General features: G+C 72.6%; 20 protein-coding genes. 8 read left to right on the forward strand and 12 right to left on the reverse strand.

Features of this window, described 5'->3' with window-relative positions; translation table 11 throughout:
- Window position 1 precedes the first annotated feature (1 nt).
- From ACIGO8_RS31985 to ACIGO8_RS31995, 3 genes are all read right to left on the reverse strand, one after another.
- A complete protein-coding gene (locus ACIGO8_RS31985; protein ID WP_399737952.1) occupies window positions 2-1,333 on the reverse strand; it encodes a DUF2637 domain-containing protein in 1,332 nt (443 codons plus the stop codon).
- Window positions 1,334-1,440: 107 nt separating this feature from the next.
- On the reverse strand, window positions 1,441-2,178 hold the full coding sequence (locus ACIGO8_RS31990) for a DUF3558 domain-containing protein (protein WP_399737954.1): 738 nt from the start codon (window positions 2,176-2,178) through the stop codon (window positions 1,441-1,443).
- A 131-nt stretch (window positions 2,179-2,309) separates the two neighbouring features.
- Window positions 2,310-3,269 carry a DUF3558 domain-containing protein gene (locus ACIGO8_RS31995; RefSeq protein WP_399738056.1) on the reverse strand — a complete coding sequence of 320 codons (960 nt, stop codon included), beginning with the start codon at window positions 3,267-3,269 and terminating at the stop codon, window positions 2,310-2,312.
- A 175-nt stretch (window positions 3,270-3,444) separates the two neighbouring features.
- Between ACIGO8_RS31995 and ACIGO8_RS32000 the strand changes: the two genes are divergently transcribed.
- Complete coding sequence (locus ACIGO8_RS32000; RefSeq protein WP_399737956.1) at window positions 3,445-4,638, forward strand: RtcB family protein; 1,194 nt, start codon at window positions 3,445-3,447, stop codon at window positions 4,636-4,638.
- Window positions 4,639-4,679: 41 nt separating this feature from the next.
- Here the strand turns inward: ACIGO8_RS32000 and ACIGO8_RS32005 are convergent, their stop codons facing one another.
- From ACIGO8_RS32005 to ACIGO8_RS32015, 3 genes are all read right to left on the reverse strand, one after another.
- Window positions 4,680-5,054 (reverse strand): hypothetical protein, encoded by a 375-nt coding sequence (locus ACIGO8_RS32005; protein WP_399737958.1) that lies wholly within the window; start codon window positions 5,052-5,054, stop codon window positions 4,680-4,682.
- A gap of 308 nt (window positions 5,055-5,362) precedes the next feature.
- Window positions 5,363-6,127: an SDR family NAD(P)-dependent oxidoreductase gene (locus tag ACIGO8_RS32010; protein ID WP_399737961.1), complete on the reverse strand. Its 765-nt coding sequence runs from the start codon at window positions 6,125-6,127 to the stop codon at window positions 5,363-5,365.
- Between the two features lie 73 nt (window positions 6,128-6,200).
- A complete protein-coding gene (locus ACIGO8_RS32015) occupies window positions 6,201-6,539 on the reverse strand; it encodes a YnfA family protein (RefSeq protein WP_399737963.1) in 339 nt (112 codons plus the stop codon).
- A 75-nt stretch (window positions 6,540-6,614) separates the two neighbouring features.
- Here ACIGO8_RS32015 and ACIGO8_RS32020 point away from each other — a divergent pair, with 75 nt between their 5' ends.
- A complete protein-coding gene (locus tag ACIGO8_RS32020) occupies window positions 6,615-7,088 on the forward strand; it encodes a hypothetical protein (protein WP_399737965.1) in 474 nt (157 codons plus the stop codon).
- Between the two features lie 38 nt (window positions 7,089-7,126).
- Here the strand turns inward: ACIGO8_RS32020 and ACIGO8_RS32025 are convergent, their stop codons facing one another.
- Window positions 7,127-8,551, reverse strand: coding sequence for an FAD-dependent oxidoreductase (locus ACIGO8_RS32025; RefSeq protein ID WP_399737967.1), 1,425 nt, complete (start codon window positions 8,549-8,551; stop codon window positions 7,127-7,129).
- A 116-nt stretch (window positions 8,552-8,667) separates the two neighbouring features.
- On the opposite strand from ACIGO8_RS32025, the gene ACIGO8_RS32030 reads away from it, so the two are divergent.
- Window positions 8,668-9,228 carry a TetR family transcriptional regulator gene (locus ACIGO8_RS32030; protein ID WP_399737969.1) on the forward strand — a complete coding sequence of 187 codons (561 nt, stop codon included), beginning with the start codon at window positions 8,668-8,670 and terminating at the stop codon, window positions 9,226-9,228.
- A 116-nt stretch (window positions 9,229-9,344) separates the two neighbouring features.
- Here the strand turns inward: ACIGO8_RS32030 and ACIGO8_RS32035 are convergent, their stop codons facing one another.
- On the reverse strand, window positions 9,345-10,082 hold the full coding sequence (locus ACIGO8_RS32035; protein ID WP_399737971.1) for a Mut7-C RNAse domain-containing protein: 738 nt from the start codon (window positions 10,080-10,082) through the stop codon (window positions 9,345-9,347).
- A 206-nt stretch (window positions 10,083-10,288) separates the two neighbouring features.
- On the opposite strand from ACIGO8_RS32035, the gene ACIGO8_RS32040 reads away from it, so the two are divergent.
- Entirely contained in the window at window positions 10,289-10,732 is a 444-nt protein-coding gene (locus ACIGO8_RS32040; protein WP_399737973.1) for a GNAT family N-acetyltransferase, read from the forward strand.
- Here ACIGO8_RS32040 and ACIGO8_RS32045 read toward each other — a convergent pair.
- The gene (locus ACIGO8_RS32045; protein WP_399737975.1) at window positions 10,713-11,354 is read right to left on the reverse strand and encodes a GNAT family N-acetyltransferase; all 642 of its coding nucleotides are present in this window, start codon (window positions 11,352-11,354) and stop codon (window positions 10,713-10,715) included. The genes ACIGO8_RS32040 and ACIGO8_RS32045 overlap by 20 nt on opposite strands.
- Window positions 11,355-11,368: 14 nt before the next feature.
- Window positions 11,369-12,229: a DUF6597 domain-containing transcriptional factor gene (locus ACIGO8_RS32050; RefSeq protein ID WP_399737977.1), complete on the reverse strand. Its 861-nt coding sequence runs from the start codon at window positions 12,227-12,229 to the stop codon at window positions 11,369-11,371.
- A 62-nt stretch (window positions 12,230-12,291) separates the two neighbouring features.
- Between ACIGO8_RS32050 and ACIGO8_RS32055 the strand changes: the two genes are divergently transcribed.
- Window positions 12,292-12,906, forward strand: a complete 615-nt coding sequence (locus ACIGO8_RS32055; RefSeq protein ID WP_399737979.1) for a TIGR03086 family metal-binding protein — start codon at window positions 12,292-12,294, stop codon at window positions 12,904-12,906.
- A 144-nt stretch (window positions 12,907-13,050) separates the two neighbouring features.
- Window positions 13,051-13,926: an ABC transporter substrate-binding protein gene (locus ACIGO8_RS32060; RefSeq protein WP_399737981.1), complete on the forward strand. Its 876-nt coding sequence runs from the start codon at window positions 13,051-13,053 to the stop codon at window positions 13,924-13,926.
- Between the two features lie 362 nt (window positions 13,927-14,288).
- On the opposite strand, the gene ACIGO8_RS32065 is transcribed toward ACIGO8_RS32060, so the two are convergent.
- Window positions 14,289-14,693, reverse strand: coding sequence for a MerR family transcriptional regulator (locus ACIGO8_RS32065; protein ID WP_399738058.1), 405 nt, complete (start codon window positions 14,691-14,693; stop codon window positions 14,289-14,291).
- A gap of 152 nt (window positions 14,694-14,845) precedes the next feature.
- Between ACIGO8_RS32065 and ACIGO8_RS32070 the strand changes: the two genes are divergently transcribed.
- Both ACIGO8_RS32070 and ACIGO8_RS32075 read left to right on the forward strand, forming a co-directional pair.
- Window positions 14,846-16,405, forward strand: coding sequence for an APC family permease (locus ACIGO8_RS32070; protein ID WP_399737983.1), 1,560 nt, complete (start codon window positions 14,846-14,848; stop codon window positions 16,403-16,405).
- A 56-nt stretch (window positions 16,406-16,461) separates the two neighbouring features.
- Window positions 16,462-16,782 carry a hypothetical protein gene (locus ACIGO8_RS32075; RefSeq protein WP_399737985.1) on the forward strand — a complete coding sequence of 107 codons (321 nt, stop codon included), beginning with the start codon at window positions 16,462-16,464 and terminating at the stop codon, window positions 16,780-16,782.
- 51 nt (window positions 16,783-16,833) lie between these two features.
- Here the strand turns inward: ACIGO8_RS32075 and ACIGO8_RS32080 are convergent, their stop codons facing one another.
- On the reverse strand, window positions 16,834-17,361 hold the full coding sequence (locus ACIGO8_RS32080) for a hypothetical protein (RefSeq protein ID WP_399737987.1): 528 nt from the start codon (window positions 17,359-17,361) through the stop codon (window positions 16,834-16,836).
- Window positions 17,362-17,477: the final 116 nt, after the last annotated feature.

Here is a 17,477-nt window from a genome sequence, read left to right on the forward strand (position 1 = left end):
CCTACGGCGTCTGGCTCTCCGCCAGCTCCTGCTCGATCTGCTGCCGCAGCCGCGGCGTCAGCTCACGAAGCACCGAAGCACTGCGCGGGTGATGAATCGCGTACCGGTCACTCAGCCATATGTCGAGCTGCTCCGAGGTCGGAAAGACCTGGTTCTCCTCGACGTACTCCCACATCGCCTTGTACGCGGAGTCCGCGAACGCGTCGATCGACGGATCCGGCTCCACGTACTCCGGATACTCCACGAACTCCTCAGGACCCGGCGGAGGAACATCCTCCGGGCCCTGCGGAATCGGCACCGGCGTCGGCTCCAGACCCTCCACGATCTGCGGGGCGTACGTGCCCTGATACGCCTCGGGCGAGACCTGCTGGGCCACGAACCACGGATTCCCCTCGCCCGGAACCTCACCCGGACCCTGACTCTGACCCGGACCCTGACTCTGACCCGGACCCTGGCCCTGACCGGCCGCCTGGCCCTGGCCCGGGCCCTGCCCCTGGCCCTCCGCCGAGGCCTGCGGCCCCGCCTGAACCCCCGCCGGGCCCTGCTGCGGCACCCCGGCCCCCTGAACCGGCACCGCACCCCGCACCGCCTGAGCATGCGACTGCTCCAGCTCCGCCACCACCGGCGCCGCCGGCAACAACACCGGCTCCACACCCGCAGCCGCCAGCCCCGCCGCAGCCGTCTCCGCCAACGGCACGCCGTACTTCGCCAGCCGCAGCGGCATCAACGCCTCCACCGGCGCCTTACGACGCCACGCACGCCCGAAACGAGCCTGAAGCCGCGCCTGATAGATCAGCCGGTCCTGCTCCAGCTTGATCACCTGCTCGTACGACCGCAGCTCCCACAGCTTCATCCGCCGCCACAACCGGAACGTCGGCACCGGCGACAGCAGCCAACGCGTCAGACGCACACCCTCCATGTGCTTGTCCGCCGTGATGTCCGCGATCCGGCCCACCGCATGCCGCGCCGCCTCGACCGCCACCACGAACAGCACCGGAATGACCGCGTGCATCCCCACACCCAGCGGGTCCGGCCACGCCGCCGCACCGTTGAAGGCGATCGTCGCCGCCGTCAGCAGCCACGCCGTCTGCCGCAGCAACGGGAACGGGATACGGATCCACGTCAGGAGCAGATCGAGCGCGAGCAGCACACAGATACCCGCGTCGATACCGATCGGAAAGAAGTACGAGAAGGTGCCGAAGCCCTTGTTGACGGCGAGCTCCCGCACCGCCGCGTACGAACCGGCGAAGCCGATCCCGGCGATGATCACCGCACCGGCGACGACCAGCCCGATGAGTATGCGGTGCGTACGTGTCAGCTGCATCGCGGCCACCCGCGATCCCTCCCGTCGATCGACATCTCGCGGGCACAGACTGGCACATGTGCGCGAAGCCCGGCCCCCTGGGGAGGGCCGGGCTCCGAACAAACCGGTGCAAACGCCTACTTGTTGGCCGCCGCCACCGCCGCGACCGCCTCCTTGGCCGCCTTCACCGCACCCTCCGCGATCGCCTTCTCCGACGGAGTGTCCGCACCCGCGTAACCGGCCCCGTTGTACGACAGCAGCACCACGACATTGCCCGTACGCGCCACGACCGACGCGTACTGGAAGTCCTCGTCCGTCTTGCGCACCCCGTACGTCACCGTGTCCGCCTGATCACCGACACCCGACGCCCGCACCGTCCGCAGCTTCTTCGCACCCTGCGTCGCCTGGACCTTCGCCAGCTCCTTGGCGTAGTTGTCCGCGGCACGCTCCTGCCCGCTGCCGAGCGTGGCGTCCGACTCGTAACGGTAGAAGGACACATCCAGCCAGCGATAGTTCGAGCCCTTGACGCCCTTGTCCTCCAGACCGTTCCAGGAGCAGCCGCCCCGGCTCGTCAGATCGCTGGACGCGGCCGCCGTACCGTTCTTGTTCTTCACCTTCGGCACCAGGCTCTCGACCGTCTTCGTCGAGACCGCCTTGCACACGTCCGGCAGCTTGGCGAACCGCGCGGGCTCGACCGTCTTCGTCGACTGCGAAGGCTTCGGGGACGCCGACGCCGACGACGACGCCTGGTCCGGCGAGCCGGAGCCCTTGTCACCGGAATCCGATCCGGAGGAGCAGCCGGCGGCGACGAGCATCACCGGGACGACGGCGGCGCAGGCGAGTATGCGGGAGAGTCGCGGAGCTGATCGGTGCATGGTTCCTTCAGTCGCTTGGGCGGTCGCTTGGCGGTCGCTCGGGCGGCCGGCGGCCGGGCGGCCGGGGTACGCCGACACGTTACGTGGTCCCGCGGCGCTCACCGAGCGGATCACGCAGCGGGACCCGACGGCTACTCCTCCAGCCGGTCGGCCAGCAGCCGGGCCAGATTCCTGGCCTTTTCCTGCAGTTCCTTGCTGTCCGGCGCCTCGGCGGAGGTGCCCGTCTGCTCCTCGTACTCCACCGTGACGATCACGTTCGATGTGCGGAACACCACGCTCACGAGGCGCTTCGCACCCGACGGACCGGTGGTCACGAGCGTGTCGTCGAGGAAGGCGACCTCACCGAGGCCTTCCAGCACGCGCGGCTCCAGACCGGTGGCCGCGGCACCACCGGGCGGCGGCGTCGCGGCGCCGGTGGGGCCGGTGCCGGCCTGGGGCGCGTGAGCCGGCCGGCCGCCGGCCGGCGGAGAGGCGGCGCCGCCGGAAGCCGAGGCCGCGTGCGAGGCGGGGCCGGTCGGGGCGGTCGGGGTGGCCGGGACGCCGCCCGTTGTGCCAGACGTCCCCGTCGTCCCCGGTGTGCCCGAGGGCGCGGACGGGTTCGCGGGCGCGGTGGACGGCGGCGGCGCGATACCGGCGGCCGCCTGCTTGCGGCCGTACACCTCTTGCGCCCGGTCGTCGTCGCTGACCACCGGGTCGTAGGAGACCACCCGCTCGATGTCCAGCGTCAGCCGGTGCGCGGTGTCCGGGGCGTCGGCCTTCCAGCTGCAGCCCACCCGCCGGTCGGTGTCGAAGGTGGCGGCGGAGGTGCCGCGGTAGGCCCGGTCCCGCTCCGCCTCGGGCAGCTCGGCCGCGCCGGGCAGCAGATCCTTCAGGGTCGCCTGCGGAATGGCGCCGCAGGGCTCGAAGAGCGTGCGGTAGCGGCCGGGAGGCGCGGCGGGAGCGGCCGGACCCGCCTTGGAGTCCACGGCCTCGGTCTGCGGGTCGGCGCCGGCGGAGCAGCCTGTCAGGCCGATGCCGAGACCGAGGGCGAGCGCGACCGCGGAGAGCACCGCGGGCCCGGATCGTCCGGGTGTGTTCGCCTTGCGCTGCACCATCCCAGGCTCCCTTCTCCCGGAGGCATCCCCCGAAAATTCGTTACCGCCCCGCAGGGCGCGGTGAACACAATGTGTATCGCACGCACAGCCGTTGATGCCGGTCCGCAGTCACCTGTACGGGCTTTGGCGCCGGTTTTTGCGTTATCGGACTTTTTGGGGGAATCGAGGAAGTATGTCGTACGTAGAGGTGCCGGGTGCGAAGGTACCCATCCGCATGTGGGCGGATCCGGCGTCCGTCGAGGGCGGCGCGATGCAGCAGCTGCAGAACGTGGCCACACTGCCGTGGATCAAGGGCCTGGCCGTGATGCCCGACGTGCACTACGGCAAGGGTGCGACGGTCGGCTCGGTGATCGCGATGCGCGGCGCGGTCTGCCCGGCGGCGGTCGGCGTCGACATCGGCTGCGGCATGTCGGCCGTCAAGACCTCCCTGACCGCGAACGACCTCCCGGGTGACCTCTCGCGACTGCGCTCCAAGATCGAGCAGGCGATTCCGGTGGGGCGGGGGATGCACCGCGAGATGGTGGATCCCGGCCGGCTGTTCCAGTTCGCCACGGCGGGGTTCGGGGACCTGTGGTCGCGGTTCGACACGGTCGCCGAACCGGTCAAATTCCGTCGTGAACGAGCCGAGAAGCAAATGGGAACGCTCGGCTCAGGAAACCACCTGATCGAAGTCTGTCTCGATGAGGCAGGGGCGGTCTGGCTGATGCTGCACTCCGGCTCGCGCAACATCGGCAAGGAGCTCGCCGAGTACCACATCGGCGAGGCGCAGAAGCTTCCCCACAACCAGGGTCTGGTCGACCGCGACCTCGCGGTGTTCGTCGCGGACACCCCGCAGATGGCGGCCTACCGGAGTGACCTGTACTGGGCACAGGAATACGCGAAGTACAACCGCGCGGTCATGATGGCACTCCTGCAGGAGGTCATGCGCCGCGAGTTCCGCAAGGCGAAGGTCACCTTCGACCCGGTCATTTCCTGCCACCACAACTACGTGGCGGAGGAGCGGTACGAGGGGATGGACCTGCTCATCACGCGGAAGGGGGCGATCCGGGCGGGAGCCGGAGACCTTGGGATCATTCCGGGCTCGATGGGCACCAGCTCGTACATCGTGAAGGGGCTCGGCAACGAGGCCGCGTTCAATTCGGCGTCCCACGGAGCCGGCCGGCGGATGAGCCGGAGCGCGGCGAAGCGGCGATTCACGGTCCGGGACCTGGAGGAGCAGACGCGGGGCGTGGAGTGCCGTAAGGACGCCGGCGTGCTCGATGAGATCCCCGGCGCCTACAAGCCGATCGAGCAGGTCATGGAGCAGCAGCAGGACTTGGTCGAGGTGGTCGCGAAGCTGAAGCAGGTCGTCAATGTGAAGGGCTGAGCATGGAGGGGGTGGCGGTGCGGGCCACCCCCTCGGGATGGTCAGTCCGGCAGCGCGACCAGCCCGTGCGTCAGCTTCCATCGGCGGACCTGGCACGCGCTCTGGGACAGCTGCAGCGTCGCGGCGGCGTCTGCAAGGGTCGGCGCGGCGAGCAGGATGCGGTCCTTCTCTGCCGTCCATGCGATGCGTGGCGGTGCTTTCCGCATTCCTGCCGGTCGCTTCCACGTCTGGATCGCCGTCGCATTGGCCTTCTTGTGGTCCAGCGCGAGGCAGCCGGGGTAGTACAGGTGCGCGGCGAGCTGCTGCGCCTGTTCCAAGACGTAGGTGATCACGTAGACCTTGTCGCGGGTGTTGCGGCGGGCGATGCGTTCCGCGCCCGTGATCTTTTTCGCGTAGTGGCACAGGTACGCCGCCAAGGCGGTGCTGGCGGACGTGAACGAGAGGAACGGGATGCCGTCGGCGGTCCAGCCGAGTGATCCGTCGGCGTCGATGACGCCACGGAGGTAGTCCGGCCGGGAGAACGCGACTCGGGGCGGCTGGATGATGCGGGACTTCTTGCCGTAGGGGATCCCGCGTCTTCCTGGTGGTGAGGCCCTCGGCGGGGAGTGGAGTCCCGGCCGGGGGCCGTTCTGTATGGAGTTGTGTCGACCGTAGGTCGAAGGTTCGGGTAGCGGTGGGGTGTTCGGGGTGGTTCACCCGAACGGGTGCCCGAGGTGGGGTGGGGTCAGAGCTCGCGGTGGACCTTGGTGTTGGAGGCCTGGGCGCGGGGGCGGACGACGAGGAGGTCGATGTTGACGTGCGGGGGGCGGGTGCAGGCCCAGGTGATGGTGTCGGCGACGTCGTCGGCGGTCAGGGGTTCGGCGACGCCGGCGTAGACCTTGGCGGCCTTCTCGGTGTCGCCGCGGAAGCGGGTGGTGGCGAATTCGTCGGTCTTGACCATGCCGGGGGCGATCTCGATGACGCGGACGGGCGTGCCGACGATCTCCAGGCGGAGGGTTTCGGCGAGGACGCGGGAGCCGTTCTTGGCGGCGACGTAGCCGGCGCCGCCTTCGTAGGTGGCGTGGGCGGCGGTGGAGGAGACGATGACGACGGTGCCGTCGCCGCCGGCGGTGAGGGCGGGCAGCAGGGCCTGGGTGACGTTGAGGGTGCCGATGACGTTGACCTCGTACATCGTGCGCCAGTCGGCGGGGTCGCCGGTGGCGACGGGGTCGGCGCCGAGTGCGCCGCCGGCGTTGTTGACGAGGACGGCGAGGGTGCGGAAGGCGGTGGCGAACTCGTCGACGGCGGCGCGGTCGGTGACGTCGAGGGCGTAGGCGGTGGCCTGGTGGCCGGCTTCGTTGATCTCGGCGGCGAGGGCTTCGATGCGGTCCTTGCGGCGGGCGGTGAGGACCACGCGGTAGCCGGCGGCGGCGAGCTGCCGGGCGGTGGCGGCGCCGATGCCGCTGCTCGCTCCGGTGACGACGGCGATGGGGGTACCGGCGGCAGTCATGACGTGCTCCTCGCGCATGTGGTCGATTGTGTCGATCGCACGGTCAGGATAGGGCGGGGTGTGCGGGCGGGGGTCAGCGGCCGCCGCGCGGGCCGTACATGATCACGGCCATGCCGGCGAGGCAGATCAGGGCGCCGGTGACGTCCCAGCGGTCGGGGCGGTAGCCGTCGGCGATCATGCCCCAGGCGAGGGAGCCGGCGACGAAGACGCCGCCGTAGGCGGCGAGGATGCGGCCGAATTCGGCGTCGGGCTGGAGGGTGGCGACGAAGCCGTAGACGCCGAGGGCGAGGACGCCGGTGCCGATCCAGATCCAGCCGCGGTGTTCTCGTACGCCTTGCCAGACGAGCCAGGCGCCGCCGATCTCGAAGAGGGCGGCGACGGCGAAGAGGGCGGCGGAGCGGGCGATCGGCATGGTGGAGAGGGTGCCATGGGACACGCGACTGACGAGTAGTCAGAATATATGGGTATCAATCGGTATCTTCGGTGCATGAGTGTGATGCGCAAGGCGCTGCTCGGCGCGGCCCTGGCCGCCGTCCTGGTGACCGGTACGGGTGCGGGCGCGCGGGCCGCCGCCGCGCCCGAGGCGGATCTGGCCCACCACGGCCATGTCTCGCTCTGGGACGGGCGGCTCGGGGTCTGGCTGGTCAGCGAGAACCACGGCCCGGCGGACGTGTCCCAGGCGACCGTGCGGCTCACCTTCTCCCAGCCGCTGGCGGCCGGTCAGGAGCTGCCGTCGGCGTGTCTGTGGAGCAGTGACCGGGTGATCTCCTGTCGTACGGGTGAGCTGCGGGCGGCCGGAGCGGTCGGTGAGCTCGCGCTGGACCTGCGGACGGCGGGCCGGCCGGACGAGCTGACCGTGGAGATCCGTACGGTCTGGCGTGACGGTGTGGTCGACGGCAACCCTCGCAACGACCGCCATCGTGTCCTGGTCCTGGCGACGGGCGATCCGTACGTCTTCTGACGCGGGGCGGGTCTCGGGGCGTGCTTCGGGCTGGGGGCTCACAGTGGGAGCGTGTAGCCGTCGGGGCGGACGAGGAGCGTGTCGCGGCGGGCCGGGTTCGCCCAGGTGGCCCGTATGACGCGGGCGGCGTCGGCCGGTGCGGTGCGGGGCAGGGCCGGGGTGGCCCCGTCGGGCGCGACCAGCACGAACTCGCCCGCGCGGAGGAGCTCGTAGAGCCGGCCCTCGCGCAGCTTCAGGTCGGGGACGCGGCGGGTGTCGGAGCCGTAGGAGATGCCGATGCCGGTGATCTGGCCCATGGCGCGGTCGGCGGCGGGGCGGACGGTGCCGAGCAGCCGGGCGGCGAGGCCGCGGGCGGCGCGCTGGAGCGGGGTGCGGGCCATGGCGAGCCGGACGAGGGCGCCGCTGCTGCGCAGCACGCGGGCACCGACGGGATGCCGCTCGGACTGGTAGCTGTCGAGCAGGGTCTCGGGGTCGGGTGCGTCGCCGCGCAGGACGGCGGCGAGCTTCCAGGACAGGTTGGCGGCGTCCTGGAGGCCGGTGTTCATGCCCTGGCCGCCGGCCGGGGAGTGGACGTGGGCGGCGTCTCCGGCGAGGAAGACCCGGCCGGAGCGGTAGGCGGGCGCCTGGCGCTCGTCGCTGTGGAAGCGGGAGACCCAGCGGGCGTCGTGCATGCCGTGGTCGGTGCCGAGGGCGCGGCGGGCCAGGGTGCGGACCTCTTCGAGGTCGACGGGATCGCTGTCGGGGACCTGGCGGGTGCGGTCCCAGCCCATGACCCGGTACCAGCCGTCGCCGAACGGCGCGATGAAGGCGAAGGCGTCGCCGGTGGCGGCGACGGTGAGCAGCCGGCCGGGCTCCTCGGTGAGGCGGACGTCCGCGAGGACGAGGGAGCGGATCACGGAGGCGCCGGGGAAGGGCAGGCCGATGGCGTCGCGCACGGTGCTGCGCACGCCGTCGGCGCCGACCAGGTAGGAGGCGCGCAGGGTGACGGGTCCGTCGGGGCCGGTCAGCTCGGCGGTGACAGTGTCGGCGTCCTGGCGCAGGCCGCGCAGGCGGGTCCCGTACCGGAATTCCACACCTGTGGACAGCGCGCGGCGTTCGAGGAGCCGCTCGACCTCGTACTGCGGGGTGATGAGCAGGAAGGGGAAGCGGGTGCGCAGCCGGGACAGGTCGAGGGAGAGCCGGCCGAAGAGGCGCAGCGAGGTGAGCGGGGTGCCGGTGGCGACGAGTTCGTCAGCAAGGCCGCGGGCGTCGAGCTGTTCGAGGGTGCGGGCGTGGACGGCGAACGCGCGGGTCAGGTTGCCGATGCCGCCGTCGCGGCGCTCGACGAGCGTGACGCGCAGGCCGGCGGCGGCGAGGTCGCCGGCGAGGAGGAGTCCGGTGGGTCCGGCGCCGACGACGAGGACGTCGGTGTCGAGGGTGGTGCCGGCGGTGCCGGCGGGGTCGGTGGTGCCCGGGGTGCTCATGACTGCCTCCAGGGATGCCTACGCTCGTTGGCCAACGGCTGTGGGTCAACGCTCGTTGGCAAATGTAGAGCAGGCGGCGATGGCGTGTCAACGCCTGTTGGCCTACAGTTGTTGGCATGACGACCGCACGGCGCTCCGACGCCACCCGTAGCGCCATCCTCGAAGCCGCCCGCGAGCGCTTCGCCGCCGACGGCTACGAGCGCGCGACCATCCGCGCCATCGCCCGCGACGCCGGCATCGACCCGTCGATGGTCATGCGCTACTACGGCAACAAGGAGGGACTCTTCACCGCGGCCACCGCCGTCGAGCTGGACCTTCCGGAGCTGGGCGCGCTGCCCGCGCGGCACGTCGGCGCCTCGCTCGTCACGCACTTCCTCGACCGCTGGGAGCGGGACGACGTCCTGACCGGCCTGCTGCGGGTCGGCGTCACCAACGAAGCAGGGGCCGAGCGGATGCAGGCGATCTTCGCCGGGCAGATCGGGCCGCTCGCGGCCGGCGTCTGCCCCGACCCCGCCGACGCGCCGCGCCGGGCCGGCCTGGTCGCCTCGCAGATCCTCGGCATGGCGCTCGCCCGCTACGTGCTGCGCCTCGGGCCGCTCGTCGAGATGTCCCGCGAGGACGTGGTGGCCTGGCTCGGGCCGACGGTGCAGCGCTATCTGACCGCGGAGGCGCCGTAGCCGGCCCCGTGGCCGCCGCGCGGGCGCGTAGGACTCGAGAGGCGCGCGGAGCCCGCAGGGCGCGCAGGGCGCGCGGGCCTGGAGAGCGAGGGCGCCGGGCGCGGCCCGTCGTCGGCTCAGTGGGCGGTCGCGCCGCCGAACTCGCGTACCGCGTCGGCGACGATCGTCTCCAGACGCGCGTGATGGGCGCCCCGCCAGTACACCCGGCCGCAGGCCGTGCACTGGGCGAAGACGTCGTACGTGTTCTCCGTGCCCTTCTCGATCCGCTCGCGCACCGCGTCCTTGTCGGCCTCGGCCAGCTCCCCGTTGCACGCCGTGCAGCGGGTCCACGGCGCGAGCGTCGGCGCGAACCGTTCGAGGACGTCCCGCAGCTGGTCGTCCGGCCGGTCGCTGTAGACGTACGCGCCCGCCCACAGCTCACGGCGCCGCAGCAGCCCGCGGTCCCGGGAGAGCATCACGCGCCGCTCCTTCGCGGACAGCGCGGCGAGCGCCGGATCGCCGATGTCCTCGCTCTCGTACGCCGCGTCGACGCCGAGCAGCCGCAGCCGCCGTGCCAGCGTCCCGAGGTGCACGTCGAGCAGGAAGCGCAGCGGGGCGCCGGGCACCTGCTGGGGCCGCGCGACCCCTTCCACGTCGACCGTCTCGCCGGCCGTGGGCACGTGCGAGGGCGGCACGGGGCGGCCGTCGACGAGCAGCCGGCCGGCCTCGGTGAGCGGAACGCCCAGCGACTCCACCACATGGCCGAGCGACGAGGCGCCGTCGGTGGCCACGGCCGTGTGTCCCGACCGCCGTTCGGCCGAGACGAAGAGCCGCAGGCCGGGGGCGAAGCTGATCTGGATCTCCGGTCCGTTCACGCAGCCAGGATGGCATCGGGAGCGGCTCACGGGCCAGGGAATTCCGGCCGGGTGGTGGTGGCGGTGGCGGCGGTGGATCGGGGCCGGGGCCGCGGGCCGGGGCCGGGCCCGCGCCCCGGGGCTTGAAACCTCCGCAGGCCGGCGCGGGCGGATTCCGGCGGCCTCAGGCCCTACGAGCGCTCACGGCCGCACGGTACGGTCCCGGTATGAAGATCATCGACCTCGAGCCCGGCGACCCGCGCCTGGAGACCGAACTCCTGCCGGTCCTGCGGGAGCTGCGCCCGCACCTCACTCCCGAGCTCTTCCGTGCCGTCTACGAGGACGGCCACGCCCAGGGCCTGCGCTTCACCGCCGCGTACGCCGACGACGGCGCCTGCGTCGGCGCGGCCGGCTGGCGGATCGTCATCAACACCAGCTCCGTGAAGAAGCTGTACGTGGACGACCTGGTGACCCGGGAGACCGCCCGCTCCACCGGCGTCGGCCACGCGCTGATCGCCCACCTGGAGCGCCACGCCCGCGACGCCGGCTGCTACGAGCTCAATCTGGACTCCGGCACCCACCGCACCGGAGCCCACCGCTTCTACCTGCGTGAACGCTTCGACATCGTCGCCTTCCACTTCACCCGGGAACTCAAGCGCCTGGGCGAGTAGCCAGATCCGGCGACGCGGTATCCGCGAGGTCGAGCCGCCAGGCGTTGCAGCGCATCGGCCGGCCCGGCGGGTACTCGAAGTCCCGCTCGCCGAGGAGGCGGAAACCGGCCTTGCGGCACACCGCGTTCGACGGGCCGTTGTCCGTCGACGGGAAGGCGAGCAGCGCGCCGAACCGGTCCTCGGCCCGGGCCCGTTCCACCACCGCGCGCGTGGCGGCGGTCGCCACGCCCCGGCCCTGGAACCCGGGCAGCACCGTCCAGCCCGTCTCGTACACCGGCTCGCCCTCGAAGGACGTCTCCCAGAAGCCGATGGAACCCGCCGCCACCTCTTCCGGCAGCAGCACGATCCGGAACATGCCGCCGGGACGGGCGGCGTCGGCGGTCAGCTCCACGTACCGCCGCTGGCGTGCGACGAGCTGTTCCTCGCTCTCCGGGCCACCCAGGTGGGCCATCAACTCCGGTGCGTTCACGGCGCGGAGCAGTCCGGCGTCCCCGTCCGACCACGGTTCGAGCCGCACCGGTGAGCTGTTCGCCGTGCCGTCCGCCGTGCCGCCCGCCGGGCCGTTCGCCGTGCCGCCCGCCGGGCTGCCTGCCGTGCTGCCTGTCGCGCTGTCGATGTCCATGGCCGCACCCTAGATCAGGGCACTGACAGCACCGCCCGGGCGTACGCGGTCGGTGGCACGCCGACCGTCGCCGTGAAGTCCCGTACGAGATGGGCCTGATCGCTGTAGCCCAGGTCGGCGGCGAGTTCCGCCCAGTCCGGGAGCGAGGCGACGGAGCCGGATTCGGCGCGTTCCAGGGCCTCGTGGATGCGGTAGCGCAGGATGACCCACTTGGGTCCGACACCGACGTACGAGGCGAAGAGGCGTTGCAGCGAGCGCGGTGAGAGCCCGGCCGCGCGGGCGAGGGCCGAGACCCGGCGTACGGACCGGTCGCCGCGGACCAGGTCCACCAGGGCCATCGCCTCCTCGGCGGCCGGATCGGGCACCGGTCCGCCGCGGCCGAGCAGGAACGCGTCGAGCGCCGCCACGCGCGCGTGGTCCTCGTCGGGAGCGAGCACCCGCGGCGGATCCTGCGGGCCGGTGCCGGCGAACGCCTCGGCGAGCGGCGCGATCCGGCCCGTCCAGTGCGCCACCGGCCACGCGGGTGCGAAGGGCCGGAAGCCGCCCGGCCGGAACTGCACGCCGCAGACCCGGCCCCGGCCGGTCAGCTCCTTGGCGAAGAGCTCCAGGCCGATGCCGGAGACCACCGCCGAGTCCCCGCCGTTCCTTCCTTCGTTCCGTTCGAAGACGACGTTCACGGACGGGTGCGGGACGACCTGGGACACGTACGGCTCGGTCAGGTCCCAGTCGATCAGCCAGTAGTGCTCCAGATACGGGCGGAGTGCGGGCGCCGGCGCGTACCGGCGGAAGCGGACGCGGGCGAGCAGCTCCGCCGCGTCCACGATGCCCCGGGTGTCGCGGCGTGGGCCGGGTCCTGAGGCGGTCATGTGCTGCATGGTTTCCACTGTGGCGCGTTTCTTCAAGACGCGGCGGGGCCGCCTTTCCTAGCGTCGGCCGTATGACCGACCGCACGCCCCGCGAGCCCCACACGCCCCGCGAGTCCCGCAGGCTCGCCGACCTGCTCGGCATCGCCGCCGCGTACGCCGTTCCGCTCGTGCGCGACACCACCGACGACCGCCTGGACGCGCCGACGCCGTGCGCCGACTACGACGTACGCGGGCTGCTGAACCACCTCTTCCACGTCGTCGTGAACTTCCAGCTGCTCGCCGCCCGGCAGCAGCCCGACTTCTCCGTCACTCCGGACTACCTGGCGGAGCCGGACTGGCGGGCCCGCTTCGAGAAGGAGACCGCGCGGCTGGTCGCCGCCTGGGCCGAGCCCGGCGCGGACGAGGGCACGGCCGGGGCGATGAATCTTCCGGCCCGGACGGTGGGCGCGATGGTGCTGCTCGACCTGACCGTGCACGCCTGGGACCTGGCGCGGGCGACGGGCCGGGCCTTCGAGCCGGACCCGGTGGTGGTGGCCGAGCTGGCCGGTGAGGTGGCGGGGATGGCGCCGATGGCGCGGAAGATGAACGTCTTCGGGGAGGCGGTGGAGCTGCCCGCCGACGCGCCGGCGTTCGCGCGGCTGCTCGCGGCGACGGGGCGGGACCCGAGGGAGTGGGCGGCGGCTTGAGGGAGGCCGGGCGGGTGGCCGTGGCGGGTTTCGGGGCCGAGGTCCCGCCGCCGTGGAGGCCCGCGGAGGCCCTCTTGTGCGGGCCCGGGATGCGCCCCAAGGTGGCGGGGACGGAGATTTCCGGCCGGGGAGGGAGCAGCCGCCATGTCGGACGCGACGGGTGTGTGGGGATTCACCGACGACCGGGGTACGGCCCTGACGGCGGCGGCGGCGCGCGGCCGGCCGGAACGGGTCGTGGCCTACGTACGGGCCGGGGCGGCGCTGCTCGACCTCGGTGTACGGCCCGTCGCCGTCTACGGCTCCGGGCACGACGGCGATGTGCTCGACCCGGTCAAGGCGGGCGGGCTCGCGGAGGCCGGCGTGCCGTACCTGGGGCCGGGGCGGGCCCTGGACGAGGCGCGGATACGGGAGCTGGGCGGCGCGGACCTCGTCGTGGACGTCACGTATGACGGCAAGAGCCCCTACGCGCTGGACGAGGCGCTCGCCGAGCGGATCGGGGCGCCGCTCGTCGCGCTGTCCGTCGGCAGCGAGGTGACGCCGGCGGTGATCGTGCGGCGCTTCGGGGAGCTGGCGGGCGCGTTGGGCGGGGGCGGGACGGTGGACGCGGGGGCCGGGCGGATGGCTGACGCGGAGGCGGAGGTGCGGGCCGCCGCGGGTGCGGGTTCGGGTGCGGGGGAGGGGCCGGCGGTGCTCGCGCTGTCCGGCGCCGGACCGGAGCAGGTGCACCTCGCGCGCCCGCAGGCCTGGCCGGAGCTGGCGCGGCTCGCTGAGCTGGGCGTGCGGTTCGTGGACCCGGGGCCGGGGCCGGGGGCGAGCTGGCTGACCACGGGCTGGGAGTACGCGGTGGGGCTCGGGGCGGAGCTGGTGCTGTTCGACAGCCGGGCGAACGCGGTGGTGCCGGGGGTGGTGCCGGTGGGGGCGCGGTTGGTGCCTTGGAATCCGGAGACGCCGCCGAGTGCGGGTGCGTTCGCCCGCTTCTTCCAGGACGTCGCCTCCGCCCTCACCCACCCGCCCGCCTAACCCTCCGGCCCCTTTCCCTCCCGGGCCGCCGCCCGAGCCCCCGCGCCTGCTTGCGCCGCGCGTCTCGGCCCTCCACCCCGTGTGGGCTTCGCCCGCTTCCGTGTGGGCATTCGTCCCGCTGGGGCGGGACGGGTGGGCACACGGGACGGCGCCCTTGCGGGCGCGTTCCGCACCTGCGCCTGTGCCCGCAGCCCCAGGGACGCCGCACTCCGGGTGCGGGTCAAGGCCCGGGGAGCCTAGGCCCGGCAAGGGGCGCCGTCCGTTGTGCCCACCCGTTCCGCCCCAGCGGAACGAATGCCCACAACACGGTGGGGCGCAGGCCCACAACGGTGGGCGCCCGGGCCCGGCCCCCGCAACCTCCGTCAGGGGAGGCGGGCGCGCAAGGAGGTGGCGAATTCTTCGGCGCGGGAGAGTTGGGTGCGCAGTTCCGCCACGCGTTCCGTCGCCGCGCGCTCGTACGCCCGTACGCGCGAGACGAGGACCGCCCGGTACGCGGGGTCGAGTTCGCCCGGCGTGTCGGGGACGTCCGCGGCGAGGCGGTCGACGGCGTTGAGGAGTTCGCGGGTCTCGTCCAGCGTGAAGCCGAGCGGCTTCATGCGGCGGATCACCATCAGGCGGGCCACGTCGGCGTCGGTGTAGAGCGGGAAGCCGCCCTCCGAGGACGCGGACGGGACGACCAGGCCGCTGTCCTCGTACTGGCGGATGGTGCGCAGGGGCAGCTCCGTCCGGGCCGCGACCTCGCCGATCTGCATGGGGTCGTCGGTCATGCGTGCGGTGCGCACTGTGCTCACGGCCATCGGGTCCTTCCTCCTCCGGGGCGCCGGCAGGCGCGGCATCCGCGTATGACTTCCGATTCGTCCTAACTTCAGCACTTATGAGAGCTGGAAGTGTGGCGAAACGCCTGTTGGTCGGGCGTCCGTTGGACAGCGCACGTCTGGGTGAGACCCTGCTGCCCAAGCGCCTCGCCCTGCCGATCTTCTGCAGCGACCCGCTCTCCTCCGTCGCCTACGCCACGGAGGAGATCCTGCTGATCCTCGCCCTCGGCGGTATCGCCGTGCTCCATCTGACCTGGTACGCGGCGGTCGGCATCGTCGTGCTGCTGCTCGTGGTCGTCGCCTCCTACCGGCAGACCTGCTACGCCTATCCGGGCGGCGGCGGGGCCTATGTCGTCTCCGCCGAGAACCTCGGCACCACCGCGGCCCTCACCGCCGCGAGCGCGCTGCTGATCGACTACGTGATGACCGTGGCCGTCTCCGTCGTCTCCGGCGTCGCCGCGCTCACCTCCGCCGCGCCGGCGCTCGACGGGCACGCGACCCTCCTGTCGGTGGTCTTCGTGGCGCTGCTCGCCTGGCTGAACCTGCGCGGTGTGCGGGAGTCGGGCCGCTGGTTCGCCCTGCCCACGTACGCCTTCATCGCGGTGATCTACCTGATGTTCGCGGTCGCGGCGGTGCGGATGGCGACCGGCGACACGATCCGCGCCGAGTCCGCCGACCTGCCGGTCCAGGAGGTCTCCACGTACTCGGGGATCGCGCTCGTCCTGCTCGGCCTGCGTGCCTTCGCCTCCGGCTGCACGGCGCTCACCGGCGTCGAGGCGATCAGCAACGGCGTGCCGGCCTTCGAGAGGCCCAAGAGCCGCAACGCCGCCATGACCCTGACGATCATGGGCTTCTTCTCGGCGACCATGTTCTTCGGGATCACGGTGCTCGCCATGGTCTACCACGTGCACGTCGCCGAGGACCCGACCCAGCTCGGGCTGCCGCCGGGCACGGCGACCTCCACCGCGCTCGCCCAGATCGGCCGGGCCACCTTCGGCGACTGGCACGTCCTCTTCTACGCCCTGCAGGCCGTCACCGCGGGCGTCCTCGTCCTGGCGGCCAACACCGCCTTCAACGGTTTCCCGATGCTCGCCTCCGTCCTCGGGCGCGACCGCTTCGCGCCCCGTCAGCTCTTCCACCGCGGCGACCGGCTCGTCCACTCCAACGGCATCGTGCTCCTCGCCCTGGCCGCCATCGCGCTCATCGTCGCCTTCGACGCCAACCTCACCCGCCTCATCCAGCTCTACATCCTGGGCGTCTTCGTCTCCTTCACCCTGTCCCAGGCGGGCATGGTCAAGCACTGGCGGCGAGAACTCGCCAACCCGAGCACCCCTGCCGCCCCGTCCGACGGGCTCGGTACGGGCGAACGCCGCCGGATCCGGCGGCGGATGGCGATCAACGCCTTCGGCGCCTGCCTCACGGCCGTCGTCCTCGTCATCGTCCTCGTCACCAAGTTCACCCACGGTGCCTGGATCGTGGTGATCGCGATGCCGCTGCTCTTCGCCGGGATGAAGGGCGTGCGCCGCCACTACGACACCGTCGCCGCCGAGGTGGCCGTCGCGCCCGGCGCCACCCGCGCCCGCTCGCCGAGAACCACGTCCTCGTCCTCGTCGCCTCCGTCAACGCGCCGAGCCTGCGCGCCCTGGCGTACGCGAAGACCCTGAAGCCCGCCTCGCTGACCGCCCTCACGGTCGCCGAGGACCCGGCGGACGCGGCGCTGATGCGCGCCGCCTGGGAGGCCCACGGCGTCGACGTGCCGCTCCGGGTCCTCGACTCGCCCTACCGCTCCGTCGTCCAGCCGCTGCTCCGGCACATCCGCGACGCGCCCGAACGCGGCGCCGACTCGGTCGTCTCCGTCGTCATCCCGGAGTACGTGGTGGGCCGCTGGTGGGAGCAGCCCCTGCACAACCAGAGCGCGCTGCGCCTCAAGACCCGGCTGCTGTTCATGAAGAACGTCGTCGTGATCGACGTGCCCTACCGTCTCGCCTCCGCCCGCGAACTCGCGGCGGAGCGTGCGAAGGAAGCGGACCGGTCAGCATGAGGCGACGGGCGTGGCACCGACCGCGCGCGTGCCCCGGCGGAACGGCAGCGGCTACGGCCACACCAGGCAGTACGGCTGGTGGCCCGCCTCGTGGAGGCGGTGGCTGAAGTCCTGCCATTCGTGCAGGAGCTGGTAGACGTTGAAGGCGTCCTGGGGGCCGCCGCGGTCGGGGACCGTGGACCAGATGAAGGCGGCGGCGCCGACGGATTCCTCGCCGACGCCGCGCAGCGGGTCGACGACGGTCATCGGGAGCTTGACGACGGCGTAGTCGGGGTGGAGGACGACCAGTTCCAGCGGAGGGACCTTGTGCAGGGGCATGCCCTGGATGCCGGTGAGGACCATCGCGGCTATGGTCTCCGGCTTGATCTTGGTGAACATGCCGCCCATGCCGAGCTCGTCGCCGCCGAGTTCCTCGGGGCGCATGGAGATCGGGACGCGGGCGGCCGTCGCGCCGTCGGGCGCGCCGAAGTACTTGTACGTGACCCCCAACCGGCCGCTCCCGCCACTTCCGCCGCTTCCGGTGCCCGTTCCGCCTCCGAGCACCGTTCCGCCTCCGAGCACCGTGCCGTCGACCGGCATCGGCCCGTCGTCGGGGCCGGCCTCCCGGGCGGCGCGGGCGCGCCGGGCCCGGGACCTGGCGACCCGGGACTCGTCCTGGGCCGGTTCGCCGCCGTGCGGGCCGGTCTGGGCCGGCC

The sequence above is a fragment of the Streptomyces sp. NPDC053493 genome (genome assembly GCF_044544825.1).
In the GTDB taxonomy this organism is placed as follows: Bacteria; Actinomycetota; Actinomycetes; order Streptomycetales; family Streptomycetaceae; genus Streptomyces.

Coding starts and splice junctions, on each gene's coding strand:
- ACIGO8_RS32050 (WP_399737977.1), bottom strand. CDS start 12,229: ATGCAGCACATGACCGCCTCAGGACCCGGCCCACGCCGCGACACCCGG.
- ACIGO8_RS32075 (WP_399737985.1), top strand. CDS start 16,462: ATGCGCGCCGCCTGGGAGGCCCACGGCGTCGACGTGCCGCTCCGGGTC.
- ACIGO8_RS32015 (WP_399737963.1), bottom strand. CDS start 6,539: ATGCCGATCGCCCGCTCCGCCGCCCTCTTCGCCGTCGCCGCCCTCTTC.
- ACIGO8_RS32065 (WP_399738058.1), bottom strand. CDS start 14,693: ATGACCGACGACCCCATGCAGATCGGCGAGGTCGCGGCCCGGACGGAG.
- ACIGO8_RS32055 (WP_399737979.1), top strand. CDS start 12,292: ATGACCGACCGCACGCCCCGCGAGCCCCACACGCCCCGCGAGTCCCGC.
- ACIGO8_RS32045 (WP_399737975.1), bottom strand. CDS start 11,354: ATGGACATCGACAGCGCGACAGGCAGCACGGCAGGCAGCCCGGCGGGC.
- ACIGO8_RS32010 (WP_399737961.1), bottom strand. CDS start 6,127: ATGACTGCCGCCGGTACCCCCATCGCCGTCGTCACCGGAGCGAGCAGC.
- ACIGO8_RS32000 (WP_399737956.1), top strand. CDS start 3,445: ATGTCGTACGTAGAGGTGCCGGGTGCGAAGGTACCCATCCGCATGTGG.
- ACIGO8_RS32080 (WP_399737987.1), bottom strand. CDS start 17,361: ATGCCGGTCGACGGCACGGTGCTCGGAGGCGGAACGGTGCTCGGAGGC.
- ACIGO8_RS32020 (WP_399737965.1), top strand. CDS start 6,615: ATGAGTGTGATGCGCAAGGCGCTGCTCGGCGCGGCCCTGGCCGCCGTC.
- ACIGO8_RS32040 (WP_399737973.1), top strand. CDS start 10,289: ATGAAGATCATCGACCTCGAGCCCGGCGACCCGCGCCTGGAGACCGAA.
- ACIGO8_RS32030 (WP_399737969.1), top strand. CDS start 8,668: ATGACGACCGCACGGCGCTCCGACGCCACCCGTAGCGCCATCCTCGAA.
- ACIGO8_RS32025 (WP_399737967.1), bottom strand. CDS start 8,551: ATGAGCACCCCGGGCACCACCGACCCCGCCGGCACCGCCGGCACCACC.
- ACIGO8_RS31990 (WP_399737954.1), bottom strand. CDS start 2,178: ATGCACCGATCAGCTCCGCGACTCTCCCGCATACTCGCCTGCGCCGCC.
- ACIGO8_RS32060 (WP_399737981.1), top strand. CDS start 13,051: ATGTCGGACGCGACGGGTGTGTGGGGATTCACCGACGACCGGGGTACG.